This window comes from Sphingomonas mangrovi (genome assembly GCF_047975845.1).
Classification (GTDB): domain Bacteria; phylum Pseudomonadota; class Alphaproteobacteria; order Sphingomonadales; family Sphingomonadaceae; genus Sphingomonas.
Genome location: NZ_JBIUCZ010000005.1, coordinates 61,918 through 76,804, shown reverse-complemented (window position 1 = coordinate 76,804; position 14,887 = coordinate 61,918). Strand labels below are relative to the sequence as shown.

General features: G+C 69.8%; 14 protein-coding genes. 10 read left to right on the top strand and 4 right to left on the bottom strand.

The features are described 5' to 3' along the window. Window positions 1-35 precede the first annotated feature (35 nt). Both ACBY01_RS04430 and ACBY01_RS04425 read left to right on the top strand, forming a co-directional pair. Complete coding sequence (locus ACBY01_RS04430; RefSeq protein ID WP_416459561.1) at window positions 36-278, top strand: hypothetical protein; 243 nt, start codon at window positions 36-38, stop codon at window positions 276-278. Further along, window positions 278-2,116 (top strand): hypothetical protein, encoded by a 1,839-nt coding sequence (locus ACBY01_RS04425; protein WP_416459560.1) that lies wholly within the window; start codon window positions 278-280, stop codon window positions 2,114-2,116. Before ACBY01_RS04430 ends, ACBY01_RS04425 begins: the two co-directional genes overlap by 1 nt. Before the next feature lie 59 nt (window positions 2,117-2,175). Here ACBY01_RS04425 and ACBY01_RS04420 read toward each other — a convergent pair whose 3' ends face one another. Genes ACBY01_RS04420 through ACBY01_RS04410 form a run of 3 tightly spaced genes read right to left on the bottom strand, consistent with a single transcriptional unit; the run spans window position 2,176 to window position 6,538 of the window. Further along, window positions 2,176-3,081, bottom strand: coding sequence for a flagellin family protein (locus tag ACBY01_RS04420; protein ID WP_416459559.1), 906 nt, complete (start codon window positions 3,079-3,081; stop codon window positions 2,176-2,178). 11 nt (window positions 3,082-3,092) lie between these two features. Next, entirely contained in the window at window positions 3,093-5,192 is a 2,100-nt protein-coding gene (locus tag ACBY01_RS04415; RefSeq protein ID WP_416459558.1) for a FlgK family flagellar hook-associated protein, read from the bottom strand. Between the two features lie 47 nt (window positions 5,193-5,239). Further along, window positions 5,240-6,538, bottom strand: a complete 1,299-nt coding sequence (locus tag ACBY01_RS04410) for a flagellar hook protein FlgE (RefSeq protein ID WP_416459557.1) — start codon at window positions 6,536-6,538, stop codon at window positions 5,240-5,242. Between the two features lie 205 nt (window positions 6,539-6,743). Between ACBY01_RS04410 and ACBY01_RS04405 the strand changes: the two genes are divergently transcribed. From ACBY01_RS04405 to ACBY01_RS04375, 7 genes are all read left to right on the top strand, one after another. Further along, the gene (locus ACBY01_RS04405) at window positions 6,744-7,151 is read left to right on the top strand and encodes a flagellar biosynthesis repressor FlbT (protein WP_416459556.1); all 408 of its coding nucleotides are present in this window, start codon (window positions 6,744-6,746) and stop codon (window positions 7,149-7,151) included. Between the two features lie 14 nt (window positions 7,152-7,165). Then, on the top strand, window positions 7,166-8,491 hold the full coding sequence (fliI, locus tag ACBY01_RS04400; RefSeq protein WP_416459555.1) for a flagellar protein export ATPase FliI: 1,326 nt from the start codon (window positions 7,166-7,168) through the stop codon (window positions 8,489-8,491). Continuing rightward, entirely contained in the window at window positions 8,488-8,934 is a 447-nt protein-coding gene (locus tag ACBY01_RS04395) for a hypothetical protein (RefSeq protein WP_416459554.1), read from the top strand. Before fliI ends, ACBY01_RS04395 begins: the two co-directional genes overlap by 4 nt. Further along, on the top strand, window positions 8,931-9,890 hold the full coding sequence (locus tag ACBY01_RS04390) for a peptidoglycan-binding protein (RefSeq protein ID WP_416459553.1): 960 nt from the start codon (window positions 8,931-8,933) through the stop codon (window positions 9,888-9,890). The genes ACBY01_RS04395 and ACBY01_RS04390 overlap by 4 nt, the downstream gene beginning before the upstream one ends. 305 nt (window positions 9,891-10,195) lie before the next feature. Beyond that, on the top strand, window positions 10,196-11,257 hold the full coding sequence (locus tag ACBY01_RS04385) for a sigma factor-like helix-turn-helix DNA-binding protein (protein WP_416459552.1): 1,062 nt from the start codon (window positions 10,196-10,198) through the stop codon (window positions 11,255-11,257). Between the two features lie 216 nt (window positions 11,258-11,473). Then, window positions 11,474-12,592 (top strand): helix-turn-helix domain-containing protein, encoded by a 1,119-nt coding sequence (locus ACBY01_RS04380; protein WP_416459551.1) that lies wholly within the window; start codon window positions 11,474-11,476, stop codon window positions 12,590-12,592. Between the two features lie 271 nt (window positions 12,593-12,863). After that, window positions 12,864-13,424: a response regulator transcription factor gene (locus ACBY01_RS04375; protein ID WP_416459613.1), complete on the top strand. Its 561-nt coding sequence runs from the start codon at window positions 12,864-12,866 to the stop codon at window positions 13,422-13,424. 13 nt (window positions 13,425-13,437) lie between these two features. On the opposite strand, the gene flaF is transcribed toward ACBY01_RS04375, so the two are convergent. Further along, entirely contained in the window at window positions 13,438-13,800 is a 363-nt protein-coding gene (flaF, locus tag ACBY01_RS04370; RefSeq protein WP_416459550.1) for a flagellar biosynthesis regulator FlaF, read from the bottom strand. A 184-nt stretch (window positions 13,801-13,984) separates the two neighbouring features. Here flaF and motA point away from each other — a divergent pair, with 184 nt between their 5' ends. Then, window positions 13,985-14,869, top strand: a complete 885-nt coding sequence (gene motA / locus ACBY01_RS04365; protein WP_416459549.1) for a flagellar motor stator protein MotA — start codon at window positions 13,985-13,987, stop codon at window positions 14,867-14,869. Window positions 14,870-14,887: the final 18 nt, after the last annotated feature.

Sequence of the window (14,887 nt, the reverse complement as noted above, 5' to 3'; positions counted from 1 at the left end):
ATAATAGAATGGAAACTCTCACTCCGGGACGCGCGATGAGCCACGATCAGAAACCCGCACGCATGCGCGTCGTCAATTCGGGCGGCGCCGCGCCGACGCCGCAGCGCCGCCGGGGCGATGTGGCGCCGACGGGTGCCGCCCCCGCCCCGCAGGTCGGAAGCGGACCGGCCGCGGCCGGCGCTGCCCGCAGCGGCAAGACGACGGCGCTGCTTGCCGCGCTGTTCCTGGTCGGTTGCATCGCCGGCGGCGTCGCCCTGCCGCTGCTGGGGATTTTGTGATGGCGAAGCCCGCCGCCCTGCTGCTGTTCGCCGCCGCCGCGAGCCCGGTCGCGCACGAGGCTTCGTCGGCAGTGCCCGCCGATACCACACCTTCCGCAGAGGCGTCGCCGATCGCCCCGGCGCCGACCTCCGCCCCCACTCCCTCGAAGCCGCGCTTTCCCGGCTTCGCGGCGGCGCTCGCGGAACAGCCGACCATCACCGGCCCCGGCGCATGGACGATCCTGCCCTATGCCGACGCCTGGGCGGCGCTTGCCGCCAGCACGGCCGAGACCCGGCAGCAGGCGCGCTGGGCCTATGCCCGCAGCCTTGTCGGACAGGGGCTCGGCAGCGAGGCGCTGGGCGTGCTCGACGTCGCCAGGAGCGACGACCCCGATCTCGCGCTGGTCCCCGCGTGGCAGCTCGCGCGCGGCGCGGCGCTGATCCAGATGGGGCAGTATGCCGAAGCGCTCGAGGCACTCGGCGGTGCCGAACTCGCCACCAATGCGGAGGCCTGCGCCTGGCGGATGCGCGGCATGGGCGAGGCCGGGCTCGCGCAGCAGGCGATCGCGCAGGTCGACTGCGCGCTGCCGGCGATCAACGCGCGGACCGGGCGCCAGCGCGCGCCGTTCGTGCTCGCCGCCTCGCGCGCGGCGGTCGAGGGCGGCCGACCGGCGCAGGCACTCAAATGGCTGGCGCTGCTGCCCGACAGAGACCCCGCCGCAAACCTCTATCGCGGCCGCGCCTATCTCGCGCTCGGCGACGCGCAGGCGGGGCGGCTACGGCTCGACCGAGTCGGGCTGAGCGGCACCGCCGAGCAGCGGATGGATGCCCGGCTGAGCACGTTGGAAGCCGGCGTCGCCGACCACAGCATCCTTCCCGCCGACGCGCTCAAGCAGCTCGACCAGATCCGCTTCACCTGGCGCGGCGGCGACATCGAACAGCGCGCGCTGCAGCTGACCGTGCGGCTGAGCGCCGACCGGCACGACACCTACCGTTCGCTCGCCGCCGGAGCCGCGCTGTTCCGCTACTTCGACCTCGGCGCGGAAGCAGGGCCGACGCTCGTGTCGCTGCGCACGCAGTTCACCCAGGCGCTGGCGCCGCAAAGCGGGATGCCGCTCGACAAGGCGGCCGGGCTCTACTGGGACTTCCGCGATCTCGCGCCGGGCGGCGCCGAAGGCGACCTGCTGGTCAGCCGCCTCGCCGACCGGCTCCAGGCCGCGGGGCTCTACGGCCGCGCCGCCGAGCTGCTGCAATATCAGCTGACCGCGCGCGCCCGCGACCTGGCGCAGGGACCGTTGTCGGTCCGCGTCGCCAGCCTCTACATCCTCGCCGCGCGACCGGATCGCGCACTGGGCGCGCTGCGTGCCAGCGAAGGGCCGCTCTATCCGGAGCAGATGCTGTGGGACCGCCACCGGGTGGAAGCGACCGCGCTGCACCTGCTCGGCCGGACCAGCGAGGCGCTGGCGGTGTTGCAGGACGTGCCCGACGGCAACCGCATCCGCAGCGAGATCCTCTGGCAGAAGCAGGATTGGACGAGCCTGGTCGCCACCAACGAGGCGAACCTGCCGCGCCCCGGCGCGCTCAACGACGTCGATCAGACGATCGTGCTGCGCCAGGCGATCGGCCTGGCAATGCTGGGACGCGAAGCGCCGCTGGCTCGCCTGAAGTCGCGCTACGCCGGATCGTTTGCGAAGCTGCCGACGGCGGCGACCTTCGACGTGCTGACCGATCCGGTCGGCGCGATCGATCCCGCAGCGCTGAGCAAGGCGATGGCTGCGCTGCCCGCCGCGAGCCCGGCCGGCGCCATTGCCGACCTGCTCGCAACCAATACTAAGTCGGTCCAGCTTCCCGCGGCCTGAGCCGCGCGGCTAACGACGAAGAAAGGCCCGGAACGCGTGGAGGCGTTCCGGGCCGGCGGTCAGCGGAGATAGTTGACCAGGCTGAGGCCGGAGAGCTGGCCGAACACCGAATAGCTCGCCTCCAGCACCGCCTTCTGCTGCGCCAGATCGATGGCCACCTGCCCGAGATCGGCGTCTTCGTTGCGGCTGATGATGTCCTGATAGACCAGTCCACGCTGGTCGGCGCGGGTGCCGAGCGTCTCCAGCTGCGTCTGCTTGCGGCCGTTCTCGGCATTGATGTTGCGGATGCCGCCCATCGCCCCGTCGATCTGGCCGAGTGCCGTTCGCAGCGCCTGGGTCTGTTCGGCGGTGGGGGTGTCGCCGACCGCCCCCATCTCGGCCAGCGTGCGGAACGCGGCGAGCATGTCGGTGCCGAGCGCGCTGGCGGTGACGCCATATTCCACGTCGATATTGTCGCCGACGCGCGCCGACGCGCGGACGCCGTCGTTGGTGAACGCCGCCTCCGGTTCCAGCCCGGCCGTGTCGGCGAGGGTTTCGGGCGTGAACGGCGGCGTGCTCTGCGACCCGGCGAACAGCGGCGCTCCGCCCGAAGACGCGTTGAGGATCGCGCGGAACTGGTCGAAGGCCACGTTGATCGCGTCCTGAAGCCCGGGCGAGTTGCCGGTGCCGACTGCCGAGAGGATACTCTGCCGCAGATCGGTGCCCAGCGTGTCGAGGCCGGAAATGTTGCTGTCGTACAGCGACAGGGTCGTGCCGACCTGCGCGGCGACGTCGGAATGCGCCTTCTCGCGCGCGACCAGCGAATGCGCCGACAGGTTGCGGACCGCCTGCGTGCCGAGCGCGGCGAAGTTCGGTGCCTTCTTGCCGGTCGCCAGCTGCGTCTGGCTCACCGCCAGCTTCTGCTGCGCCTGCTGGATCGCGCCCGCCATCGTGCGCTGCAACGGAATAGTGGCGATGCGGGTCATGCGGCGTCCTTTCAGCCCATCATCGCGATGAGCGTGTCGTACATCTGGCTCGCGCTGGTCATCACGCGCGCGGCGGCGGAATAGCTGTTCTGGAGCACCACCATGTTGGCGAGTTCCTCGTCGATGTTGACGCCGGAGAAGCTGTCGCGGCGGTTGACCGCGTCGGTACTCCGGGCGGTGGCGTCGGCCAGCGCGTCGGACGCCTGGCTCGCCTGGGTCCCCGCGTTGCCGAGCAGCAGACTCGAAAAGCGCTCCAGCGTGGTCACGCCGTCGCGGCCGAGATCCACCGCCTTGGCGAGCTGATCGGCGAAGGCGGTGGCACCGCGGTTGTCGGCCGCGCCCAGCGCCTTGCCGCCGACCGCGACGCCATCCTGGAACCGCGCCAGCGGCAGCTTGGTCGCATCCGCCAGGACGTCGGGCCGCACGCCGGCGGTCGACAGGCCGCTCTCGGTGCCGGTGAGCCCCACGATCGAGGAGAAGGAGCGGCCGGTGCCGTAGCGGTTGGTCGAATCCGACGGGATCGACAGCGACGCGCCCGGTACGCTGGCGGAGGGCTGGAACTGGATCCGCCCCTTGTCGTCGAGCGCGAAGCTGCCGAACGAACCCAGCGAGCTGTCGTTGAGCTGCGACACCAGGTCGCCGAACGTGTCGCCCTCGGCCGCGGTCATCGAATAGCGCGTCACCGCGCGGCCGCTCGCGTCTCGCAGCACGATCTCCGTGGTCTCCCCGGCCGTGAAGCCGGTGCGATCGTCGGCGATGAAGCCCGACGGCGTGAGCGTGCTCGCGTCGCTCTTCACGACGTCGTTGAGGCCGAAGAACTGCGAGAAGCCGGCGCCGCCCCGCGTGCTCGGCGCATTGGCATCCTGCGCGACGACCATGCCGGTGCCCGAGCCCTTGGCCTGGAGCGTCAGCTTGCCGTCAACGAAGCTCGCGGTCGCCACGCCGCGCAGGCCGGCGTTGATCGCGGCGACGGCGTCGTTGACGGTCGCACCGCTGCCGAGCGCGGTGAAGTCGACCTTGGTGCTCGCGACCAGCGTCCCATCGGCCTTGGTGACCGCAAAGGTCGTTGCGCCGGTGAAGCCGAGCCGGTCGCTGCCGGTGAGCGCCGTCTGCCCGCCGGTGAGCTGGCTGGGCGGCGGCACGGTGGTGCCGGCATTGGAGACGGCGTTGAGCGATTGGGCAAGGCCGCCGAACAGCACGCCGAGCTTCTCGGAAAAGGCCGGCAGCGTGCGGTCGCGCAGGTCGAGCAGTCCGCCCAGCCTGCCGCCCACCGCGACCGAATCGATCTTGTCGCCGGTCGACGCACCGGGCTGACCGCTGGCGTCGGCGAAGCGGATGTCGATGCTGGGGTAGTCGGGTTGCGACACGCCTTCGCCGGACGACGGATAGGAGAGCAGCCGCAGTCGCCGGTCGAGCAGCGTCGTGCCCGAGGCGGTCTCGATCGTGACCCGGCCGTCCGGCTGGTCGCGGACCGTCAGCTTCATTAGCCCGCTGAGTTCTTCGACCGCCGAGTTGCGCTGGTCGACCGCACCCGCCGAGCTGCGGCCGAGCGCATCGAGGCGCGACACCGTGCTGTTGAGATCGTCGATCCGCACGAGCAGGCCGTTGATGCGATCGATGCTGTTGCCGACCTCCGACTCCACGTCGCCGCGCAGGATCGTGACGTCGTCGTTCAGCTGCTGCATCGACGCGACGGCGTCCTGCACGTCGGCGGTGAAGCCCGCCACCGCCTGCACCGACGAGGTGCTGGCCGTCATCGCGATCGCCGACTGGCTGATGGCGTCGAGGCGCGCCGGCAGGCCGGACTCGGCACCCGGAGCGCCGAGCAGCGCCTGCAACCGGTCGAGATAGGCGGCGGTGGCGTCCGCCTTCCCGACGTCGCCGGCGCGCTTGTAGACGGTGGATTCGAGGAAGCGGTCGGCGACGCGGGTGGTCTCTCCCACCGCGACGCCGGTGACCCGGCCGCCGGTGACGGCGGTGGTGGTCGCGACCTTCTCTCGCGCGTAGCCGGCGGTGCCGACGTTCGCGATGTTGTTGGAGACGGTGCGCAGGCCGGCCTGGGCGGCGTTGAGCCCCGAGAGCGCCGATCCGAAGATTTCGTTCAACGACACGGGTCGCCCTTTTCAATCGGCGGGGTGTCGCCACCCCGCCCCTGTCATCAGCGCTTCAGGTTGCTGACTTCCTGCAGCATGTCGTCCACCGTGGTGATGATCTTCGACGAGGCGCTGTAGGCGCGCTGGAAGCGGATCATGTTGGTGAACTCGCCCGCCAGGTCGACGGTCGACGCCTCCAGGTTGTTGGACGACAGCTTGCCCGCGCCGGCGGCGCCGCCTTCGTTGATCGCCACTAGGCCCGACAGGTCGGACGCGGCATAGGCGTTGCCGGACAGGCGGGTCAGCCCATCCGGGTTGGGGAAGGTCGCGATCGGCAGTTGGAACACCTCGCGCGAGGTACCGTCCTCGAACAGCGCGCTCACGCGGCCGCTCTCCGACACCTGGACGGTGAACGCGCCCTGCAGGCCGCCGTCGACGCTCGACGAGATCAGCGCGGACTCGCTGCCGAACTGGGTCAGGCCGTTGAGACCCTTGTCATCGCCGAGTTGGAGCTTGATCGGGCTCGATCCCGCGCCGTTGGTCCAGCCGATGTTGAGCGAGCCAAACAAGTCCTTGGAGCTGCCGGCGAGGTCGAGGCTGCCGTCGCCGTTGAAGCGGACAGTGCCGCCCGCGACCATGCCGTTGGCGGCGCTCACGTCGCTGGCAGGGCTCGCGTAGATCTCGGTCGCCCACTCGTTGGCGCCGCGCTTGGTAAAGCCGATGTTGAGCTGGTGCGAACCGCCCTGCGCGTCATAGACGGTGACCGCGCGGGTAAACTGCGGTGCCAGCGTGCCCTTCGCCATGTCGCCCGCGGCATAGGCCCCGGTATAAGCTTCCTGCGTCGACTGGAGGTTGACGCGCATCGCGACCTTCGAGGTCGGTGCGGCAGTGCCGGTCAGGTCGCTCAGCCGCACCGGCTCCAGCGCGTTGAGATCGCCGGTGTTGGTGTAGTTGCCCGCGTTGTCGAGCTTCCACCCCTGCAGATAATAGCCGCCGGTGTTGCGGAGGTAGCCCTGCTTGTCGGCGGTGAACGAACCGGCGCGGGTGAACGACACCGCGCTGTCCGCACCGCTGCCGTCGCGGGTCACGAACATGCCGTTGCCGTCGATCGCGAGGTCGGTCGCGCTGGTCGAGGCCGAAAGCAGGCCCTGCTGCGAGATCAGCGAACGCGGTGCCGCCTGCACGCCGCCCGCCGAGTAGGTCGAGCGCGCCTTGCCGTCGGTCACCATCGTGCGGAACTGGGTGTCGGTGCCCTTGTACCCGACGGTGTTGATGTTGGTGATGTTGTCGGCGACGCCGGCCATTGCGGCGGCTTCGGCGCTGAGGCCGGACACGCCGGCATAGAGAGCGGAATAGAGGCTCAAGGATGGTCTCCCCGGTGGTGGGCCCGCCTGCATCGTCGCCGCGCACGCCCGTTCAGGAAGCATCTTAGGACGGCCGCACTGCCGGCGGTTCGATCGCGGCGAAAAAATCGCGCCCGGCAAATTTTGCCCACCCTTCCCCGGTTTGCGGCACCGCTCGCCTATAAGTTGGGGAAAGCAGCACCTGTCAGAAGAAGGCTTCGGCGCGATGACCCTCCGTATTTCGCTCAAGGACGGCGAGAAGATGATCGTCAACGGCGCGGTGATGCGCTCCGTGGGGCGCACCGACCTCGTCGTCGAGAACCAGGTCGCGCTGATGCGCGGCCGCGAGGTGATGTCGCCGCAGGAGGCGACCACGCCCGCGCGCCGGCTCTATTTCGCATGCATGCTGGCCTACATCGGCGGCGACGACGGGCGCGCGGCGCAGCAGGACCAGGTGGTGAACCTGCTCGGCGACCTCGTCGACGTGTTCGAGGCGGAGGAGCCGCGCGCGATCTGCGCTCGGATCGCCCATCTGCTCGCCGCCGCCGATTATTATCGTGCGCTGACCGAGTGCCGCGCGCTGATCGCCTACGAGAGCGAGGCGCTCGCCCGTCTGCCCGTGCAGGCCGCCTGACCGGAACGCCCGCCGTGCAGACGCTCGCCTCCGCCGCCCGCACCTTGCGCGGCCTGTCCTTCGACCAGCGCTTCGGCCGGGTCGTCGGCGTGCGCGGTGCGCTGATCGAGGTGGAGGGGCTGACCGGCGCCGCCCAGATCGGCTCGCGCGTGCGGATCGAGGCGCGTGGCGGCACGGTGGAGGCGGAGGTCACCGGCCTCGACGCGAACGTCGCGCAGTGCCTGCCGTTCAGCGACCCGCACGGGCTGTCGTCGGGCACGCGCGCGCTGCTCGCGGCCGGCGAGTTCGCGGTGCGGCCGTGCAATGCCTGGCTCGGCCGGATGGTCGACGGGCTCGGCCGCCCGGTCGACGGCAAGGGCGTGCTGCGCGCCGGCGCCGAGCCGCGTGCGATCAAGGCCGCCCCGCCCCTCGCCGCGCACCGCGCCCGCGTCGGCGAGAAGGTCGAGACCGGCGTGCGCGCGCTCGACGTGTTCGTGCCGCTGTGCCGCGGCCAGCGTCTCGGCCTGTTCGCAGGTTCGGGCGTCGGAAAGTCGGTGCTGCTGTCGATGCTGGCGCGCTGGACCGAGTGCGACGTCGCGGTGATCGGCCTGATCGGCGAGCGCGGTCGCGAGGTGCAGGAATTCGTCGAGGACGACCTCGGCCCCGAAGGCCTGGCGCGCAGCGTCGTCGTCGTCGCGACCTCCGACGAGCCCGCGCTGATGCGTCGCCAGGCCGCCTGGACGACGCTCGCGATCGCCGAGCATTTCCGCGACCAGGGGCTGAACGTGCTGTGCCTGATGGACTCGGTCACCCGCTTCGCGATGGCGCAGCGCGAGATCGGCCTCGCCAACGGCGAGCCGCCGGCGACCAAGGGCTATACCCCCACCGTCTTCGCCGAGCTGCCGCGCCTGCTCGAGCGCGCCGGGCCGGGGCTGCCGGGTCAGGGATCGATCACCGGGCTGTTCACCGTGCTGGTCGACGGCGACGACCATAATGAGCCGGTCGCCGACGCGGTGCGCGGCATCCTCGACGGCCATGTCGTCATCACCCGCCGCATCGCCGAGCGCGGCCGCTATCCGGCGATCGATATCCTCAAGTCAGTGTCGCGCACTCTGCCCCACTGCCACACGCCGGAAGAGAACGAGACCCGCCTCGCCGCGCGTCGGCTGCTGTCGACCTATGGCGACATGGAGGAAATGGTGCGGCTGGGCGCCTACAAAGCCGGATCGAGCCCCGAGGTGGACGAGGCGATCCGCCTCGCGCCCGCGATCGAAACGCTGCTGAAGCAGGGCAAGGGGGATCGCGGCCACGCCGCCGACACCTTCGCCACGCTCGGCGCCATGCTGGAACCGCAGCCATGAAGACCCCGTACGACACCGCCCTTCGTGCGCGGCAGCGCGAGGTCGACGACCTGCGCACCTCGATCGGCACCGCCACCCAGCGGCTGGCGGAGGCCGATGCCGGTCGTCTGGCGATCACCGAGGCGATGGTGCGCGAGAGCCGCATCGCCGCCGGCGACTGGACGCTGTCGGCGATGCCGTATCTCGCCCGCGCCCGTGCGGAGCGCGAGCGGCTTGCCGAGCTGCGCCGCCTTGCCGATGCCGAGCTGGAGGCGCTGCGCCACCAGGCGATCGAGAGCTACGGTTCGCTGCGCGCGCTCGAAGGCGCCGCCGACGGCTTCCGCGAACAGGCCGATCGCGCGGCGGCCGGAGTCGAGCAGGCCTCCGTCGACGACTTCGCCGGCGCCCGCTTCGCCCGCACGCTTCATCTCGCGCGGCAGGCACGCGCGCGAGACGCGCGATGAACGCGATCACCCGCGCCGAGCTGCAACAGCTTTCGCCGACGCAAAAGGCCGAGCTGATCTACAGCCAGGCGCGGTCGGAGCTGTCAGACCGCTTGTGGCGCGCGGCGCTGGGCGACGGCGACGACGCCACGAGCGATCGGCACGTCTGCCCCGAGAACGATTCGATGCCGCTCGACTCGCTGCTGGCGCTGTTCGAACCGGCCCGTAAGGCGGCGGCGACGCCTGCTTCCTCGATCGCCGCCGTACAGCCGAGCACGTCCGTCGCGACGCCCTGCGACCCGCCCGCGGACCTCGCGACGGCGGCGGTGCGGGCGACCGGGCTCGGCCCCAACGCGCGGCATCAGGAGGCGATCGCCAGCGCCGCGGCACGCACCGGCATCCCGGCGCCCGCGCTCGCAGCGATCGTCAACGCCGAGGCGGCGAAGGGCGCCGACGGCAGCTGGCAGCTCTACTCGCGCAATCCGCGCTCCAGCGCCGCAGGGCTCGGCCAGTTCCTCAGCAGCACCTGGGTGGGAATGGCCAACACCAAGGGCAGCTGGCTCAACGCCGCCGCCAACGCGCGCGGCTGGATCGGCGAGAACGGGCGGGTTCTGCCGTCGGCGCGCGCGTCGCTGCTGTCGCTGCGCTACGACGCGGAAGCGTCGATCAACGCCGTCGCCGACTATGCGCGCGGCAACCTCGACGGGTTGCGCCGTGCCGGGGTGCCGGTGGGCAACGATGCCGCGACGATCGCGCAAAGTGCCTATCTGGGCCACCACCTCGGCCTCGGCGATGCGATCAAGTTCGCCAAGGGCGGACTCGACCCGGCGCGCGCCCGCACCCTGCTGTGCGCGCAGATCGGGACCGCGCGTGCCAGCCAGAACATCGCCCAGGCGGGGAATGCCACCGTCGCGCACCGCACGTGGTTCCTCGACTATGTCCGCCGCAACCTGCAGCCGGAGCGCTTCGCAGCCTGACGGTGCCCGCGACTCGTTAACGGGCGAGTCGCTTGCCGGGAACGCTACGAAATTTCGCGCAGGCAACCCTGCATAATCCGAAATTCATCCTATAACTTTGACAGGCGATCCGTCGCGGCATTGATCCGCGTCAGGACAGCGTCATTCCCTGAGCGAAACCCTAGGTTTCTGGATCGGCACCGCGAAGCGGGAGGTTTAGGTAAAGATACGGATAGGAGGATTGTCCTCCTATTAACTTCTGACATGCGAAAAGCACCTCAACGAAGCGAGGCGGTACACCCGCCCGCTGGTTGGGGAAAAAGCTGATGTCGAAGACCACTGCCGCGCTGGAAGCTGCTGTTTCCACGGTGATCGCCAATACGCCCGCCGGCGACACTCGGCAGACGGCCCGTCAGCGCGCCGAGGCGGATCGCGCCTTCGCCCAGATCCTCAAGCTGATCGCACCGCGCATCCGCCACTTCATCCGCCAGTACGGTCTCGTCGCTCACTGGGACGATGCCGAGCAGTGCTGCGCGATCGGCGTGCACCGCGCCATCCAGGGCTACGAGCCGGAGAAGGCGCAGTTCACCACCTTCGTGAACTGGCAGCTGCGCGGCGAGCTGCAGAGCCTGCGCTTCCGCCTGATGACCGACCAGCGTCCCTCCGCCAAGAAGGTGGCGGCGACCACGGTGTCGCTCAACGCCTTCTCGGCAGGCGCCGATGGCGAGGAAAGCTCGCTCGAGACGATGATCGAGGACGAGGACGCGCTGATGCGCACCGAATCCGGCGCATCCGACTATTTCACCATGGGTGCCCGCTCCGCGCTGATCGACGGCTACGTCCAGCACCTGCGCGAGGTCGGCGTGTCGCAGCTCAAGCGCCGGGCGCGCGCCAAGCGCAGCGAGGTTCAGGTCGTCGATCCCAACCTGCCGCGGTTTCGCGGCAAGAACGTGGCGGTCTCGGCCGACGAGCTCGCCGACCTCGAGAACCGCATCGCCGAGCAGCGGACCGTCGTCGAGCGCCGCCTGTTCGACGAAGCGACGCTGGACGAGGTCAACCACGACACCGGCGTTACCAAGGAGCGCGTCCGTCAGATCACCAAGAGCGCCGCCAAGATCATGGCCGAGCTCGCCGGCAGCGATCCGCGCTTCACCGTGATGGAGGCGACCTCGCGCCCGGCGGTGAAGCCGGCCCGGGCCCGCAAGCCGGCGGCGCCGAGCATCCTGCCCGGGACCAACGTGGCGAACGCCCAGCTGACCCGCGTCGTGGCGATCGATCCGCAAAGCGTCTGCACCGCGATCGACGACGACTTCGACCTCGAAGTCGTCAGCGAGGCCGCCCCGGAGCTGCTCGCGGACACGCTGCGCCGCAAGGTGCTCGCCAATTGAAGCAGGCGCTGTCGCACTGGATGATGATGGGACAGCGGGTCCGTCGCGTACGGCGGCCCGCTGTCCCTACGTGTTTGCGATGCTTCCGCAAAAGGATCCTGTAGGCTAAGTCTTGCTGGCGAGGCCACTCCGGCGTCGCCAGCACCGCAGGTCGGCGACGAGGACGTGAGGAGTGGGTGACGCGAAGCCGCATCGATCGACGCGCGTGACGTCGCCGTGACGCTCGCCGAAGTGCCGGCGGAGTCCGAAGGAGCGGCGGTCGATCCCTGGCGCGCCTTCGTCTTTCCCAACCGCGTTCGCGAGCTCCGCCAGAACGCAGGGTTCCCTACGCTGATGGGGCTGTCGGCCGAGCTGCCGCACATCCCCTACATCCGCCTGTCGAAGATCGAGCGGGGAGAGGTGTTCGCGCGCTCCGACGAGTTGACGCAGATCGCCACCGCGCTGTCGACCGAGCCGGACGCGCTGTTGCTCGACATCGACGCTCCCGATTTCGACCTGGCCGACTGGGCCGCGCCGTTCCTCGACCCCGCATCGATCGACTGGGACGAGGAGCGCTTCGCCGTCCTGCTCGCCGCCGCGTTGCGTGCGCGGCGCCACGACGACCGTGCGCTGACGCTCGCGCGCCTCGGTGAGGACTTCGGCCTGCCGCCGGTGGTGGTCTCCCGCCTGGAGAATGCGCAGAAGCCGCTCGGTCGCTGGGGTGCGGGAACGATCGACGGGCTGTGCGCGGTGTTCGGCGTCAAGCGCGAGCATACGTTGCGGCGCCACGTGCTGGCCCAGCATCGTTCCGGCGCGCTCGTATCCTATTTCCCGGCGATCGGCGGGCCCGAGGCCCGGCTGGCGCGTACGCGGGAGCGCACCGCCGAGTTGGTCGCCGATCTGGCGAGGCTGCGGCACCCCCTCGCCCCGCCCCTGCAACCCCCAATCGGCTTTCCGGAAGGAACACCGATGGCTGCCGAACCGCCCTCGACACCGCGCATGCTGCCGGTGTTCGGATCGGCGCTTGCCGGCGGGCTCATCGCCGACACCCCTACCCCCGACCGGATCGAGGCGCCGGCGGCGGCCGGTCCGCGCGCCTACGGCCTCCGCCTCTGCCGCGCGACGCTGGGACTCGGTATGCCGAGCAACGCGACGTTGGTGGTCGATCCCGATCGCTATCCGGTCGCGGGGGGCCTGGCGGTGCTGCGCGAGGCGGACGGCTACCGCGTGCTTGCCGTGCTCCAGGATCGCAACGGCGCCATGCAGGGGCACAGTGTCGCTCCGGAAATCGAGATCGCGCTGGACGAAAAGGACCCCGCCGACGTAGCCGCGGTCATCGCCGCATCGTTCGTCTGACCGCGGCTGCCCGGCCGATCGGCCGATCGGCCGCACGTTTCGCGCGCGGCGTGCACCAACTGTCAACAAAACTGGTCCATTCGGGCTCAGACGGCTATCAGGTTTGGCCGGCAGGGGTGCGAAGGCTGGGGGAGAACGCTCGAATGCTTCGGAAGGGTAAGGCGGTACGCGCGTACGAATCGAAGCGGTCGGTCCGCACGGGAGACCGATCTGCGTGAACGGCAACATCTACGTCACCGCACCTTCCGAGTCCGATACCGGTTCCTTGCAGATGCTCCGCCTCGCGAAAGCGGGGTGCATCGTCCGCGGGTTTCGTTCGGCAGACGCCTTTCTCGCGCAGGTCGACGAGCTCGATCCGGGTGTCGTCGTCCTCAACCTGCACATCCCCGCCGAAGACGGCGTCGACGTGTTGCAGGCGATCCGCGCCCAAGGCAGCAGGTTCGTCGCCATCGTGATCGGCGCAGAATGCACCGTCCGCGCCGCGGTCCAAGCGATGAAGGCCGAGGCCTTCGACGTGCTGGAGACGCCCTGCGAGCCTGACGCACTGGTCGGCGCGATCGACGCCGCCTTGCAGCGGCTCGAACGCAACCGCGCGGCGAGCGCGCATACCGAGGCGGCCACAGCGACGCTCGCCAAGCTGTCGATGCGCGAGCGTGAGGTGCTCAAGGGGCTGATCGACGGGCGTCCGAACAAGCAAATCGCCTTCGAACTCAGCCTCAGCCCCCGCACGGTCGAAATCTATCGCGCGAACCTGATGGACAAGCTGCAGGTGCGCAGCCTGTCCGAAGCGTTGCGCATCGCCTTCACCGCGGGGCTGTTCCCCGCGGTGTGAGGCTCCCGCTCGATCAGGCGGCGAGGGCGTTCTGGTGGCGCAGCCCGTCGATGATCGAGCAGTTGACGCTGATCAGTTCCTCGATCGAGTCGCGCCCGGCCACGACGTCGCTGGTGAAGCGATCGACCCACAGGCCGATCGAGATGATGCTGGCGCGCAGTGCGTCGGGCAGCTGGTTGCCGGTGGCGGCGCAGGCGCCGCTGAACGCGCTCCATACCTCGCGATTGCGGTGCAGCACCGGCACCAGCGCCGCGCCGCTCAGGCCGGAGTCGCGCGCCTGCATCATGTCGCCGGTGATCTGGCTCATCAGACGATATTCGGCGCCGCGCGGGCTTTCGACCATCGTGCGCGCACGCTCATAGGCGTTGAGGGACATGGCAGCTCCTTCGATATTCTGCCCCCATTCTAGAGGATCGCGCGCGGTTCGGTGCGTAGGCGCGATCATTTTGCCGGCGCCGGCGAAGGACTGCGCAATGTTTTGGGCGCGAACGCCGGGGCACGCGGGAACCGTTCTATAATCGGGAGGAACCGTTCGACCGCAACAGAAAGTCTCCCCTCCCATGCTCAACGGCGTTGGCCTGCTGATCATCGTGAGCTGCGTCTTCGGCAGCTTCCTGTGGTCGGGCGGCAAGATGGAGATCGTGCTGCATGCCTTGCCGCACGAGCTGCTGGCGATCGGCGGTGCCGCGATCGGCGCCTTCATCGTCTCCAATTCCATGTCGACGGTGAAGCTCGCCGGCAAGGGCCTGCTGCGCGCCTTCAAGGGGCCGCGGTGGAAGGACAAGGACTATCGCGACCTGTTGACGCTGCTGTTCGCGCTGCTGGCGACGTTCAAGAAGGGCGGCGCGACCGCGATCGAGTCCCATCTCGACGCCCCCAAGGAAAGCGCGATCTTCACGCGCTACCCGCGGGTGCTCGCCGACCATCACCTGGTGGAGTTCGTCTGCGACTATCTGCGGATGATGACGGTCAACTTCGAGGACCCGCATCAGCTCGCCGAGGCGATGGACAACGACATCGAGCGGCATCACCACGAGGAGCTCGCTCCCCAACACGCGCTCCAGGCGATGGCCGACGGCCTGCCCGCGATCGGCATCGTCGCCGCCGTGCTCGGCGTCATCAAGACGATGGGCTCGATCGACCAGCCGACCGAAGTGCTGGGCGCGATGATCGGCGGCGCGCTCGTCGGAACCTTCCTGGGCGTGCTGCTCGCCTACTGCCTGGTCGGCCCGCTCGCGCAGAAGCTGCTTCAGGTCGTCGAGGAGGACGCCAAGCCGTTCGCGATCGCCAAGACGGCGATCATCGCCCACGCCCAGGGCGCCCCCACTCAGGTCGCGATCGAGATCGCGCGGCGGATGACGCCGTCGAGCTGCGCGCCGACCTTCCAGCAACTCGAGACCGCGCTCGACGAGGCCAAGAATGAACTCATCCCTGCCACAGCCTAACGCGTCGGAGGACCCGTC

Coding starts and splice junctions, on each gene's coding strand:
- ACBY01_RS04395 (WP_416459554.1), top strand. CDS start 8,488: ATGAAGACCCCGTACGACACCGCCCTTCGTGCGCGGCAGCGCGAGGTC.
- ACBY01_RS04420 (WP_416459559.1), bottom strand. CDS start 3,081: ATGACCCGCATCGCCACTATTCCGTTGCAGCGCACGATGGCGGGCGCG.
- ACBY01_RS04390 (WP_416459553.1), top strand. CDS start 8,931: ATGAACGCGATCACCCGCGCCGAGCTGCAACAGCTTTCGCCGACGCAA.
- ACBY01_RS04405 (WP_416459556.1), top strand. CDS start 6,744: ATGACCCTCCGTATTTCGCTCAAGGACGGCGAGAAGATGATCGTCAAC.
- ACBY01_RS04385 (WP_416459552.1), top strand. CDS start 10,196: ATGTCGAAGACCACTGCCGCGCTGGAAGCTGCTGTTTCCACGGTGATC.
- ACBY01_RS04430 (WP_416459561.1), top strand. CDS start 36: ATGAGCCACGATCAGAAACCCGCACGCATGCGCGTCGTCAATTCGGGC.
- ACBY01_RS04375 (WP_416459613.1), top strand. CDS start 12,864: ATGCTCCGCCTCGCGAAAGCGGGGTGCATCGTCCGCGGGTTTCGTTCG.
- motA (WP_416459549.1), top strand. CDS start 13,985: ATGCTCAACGGCGTTGGCCTGCTGATCATCGTGAGCTGCGTCTTCGGC.
- flaF (WP_416459550.1), bottom strand. CDS start 13,800: ATGTCCCTCAACGCCTATGAGCGTGCGCGCACGATGGTCGAAAGCCCG.
- ACBY01_RS04425 (WP_416459560.1), top strand. CDS start 278: ATGGCGAAGCCCGCCGCCCTGCTGCTGTTCGCCGCCGCCGCGAGCCCG.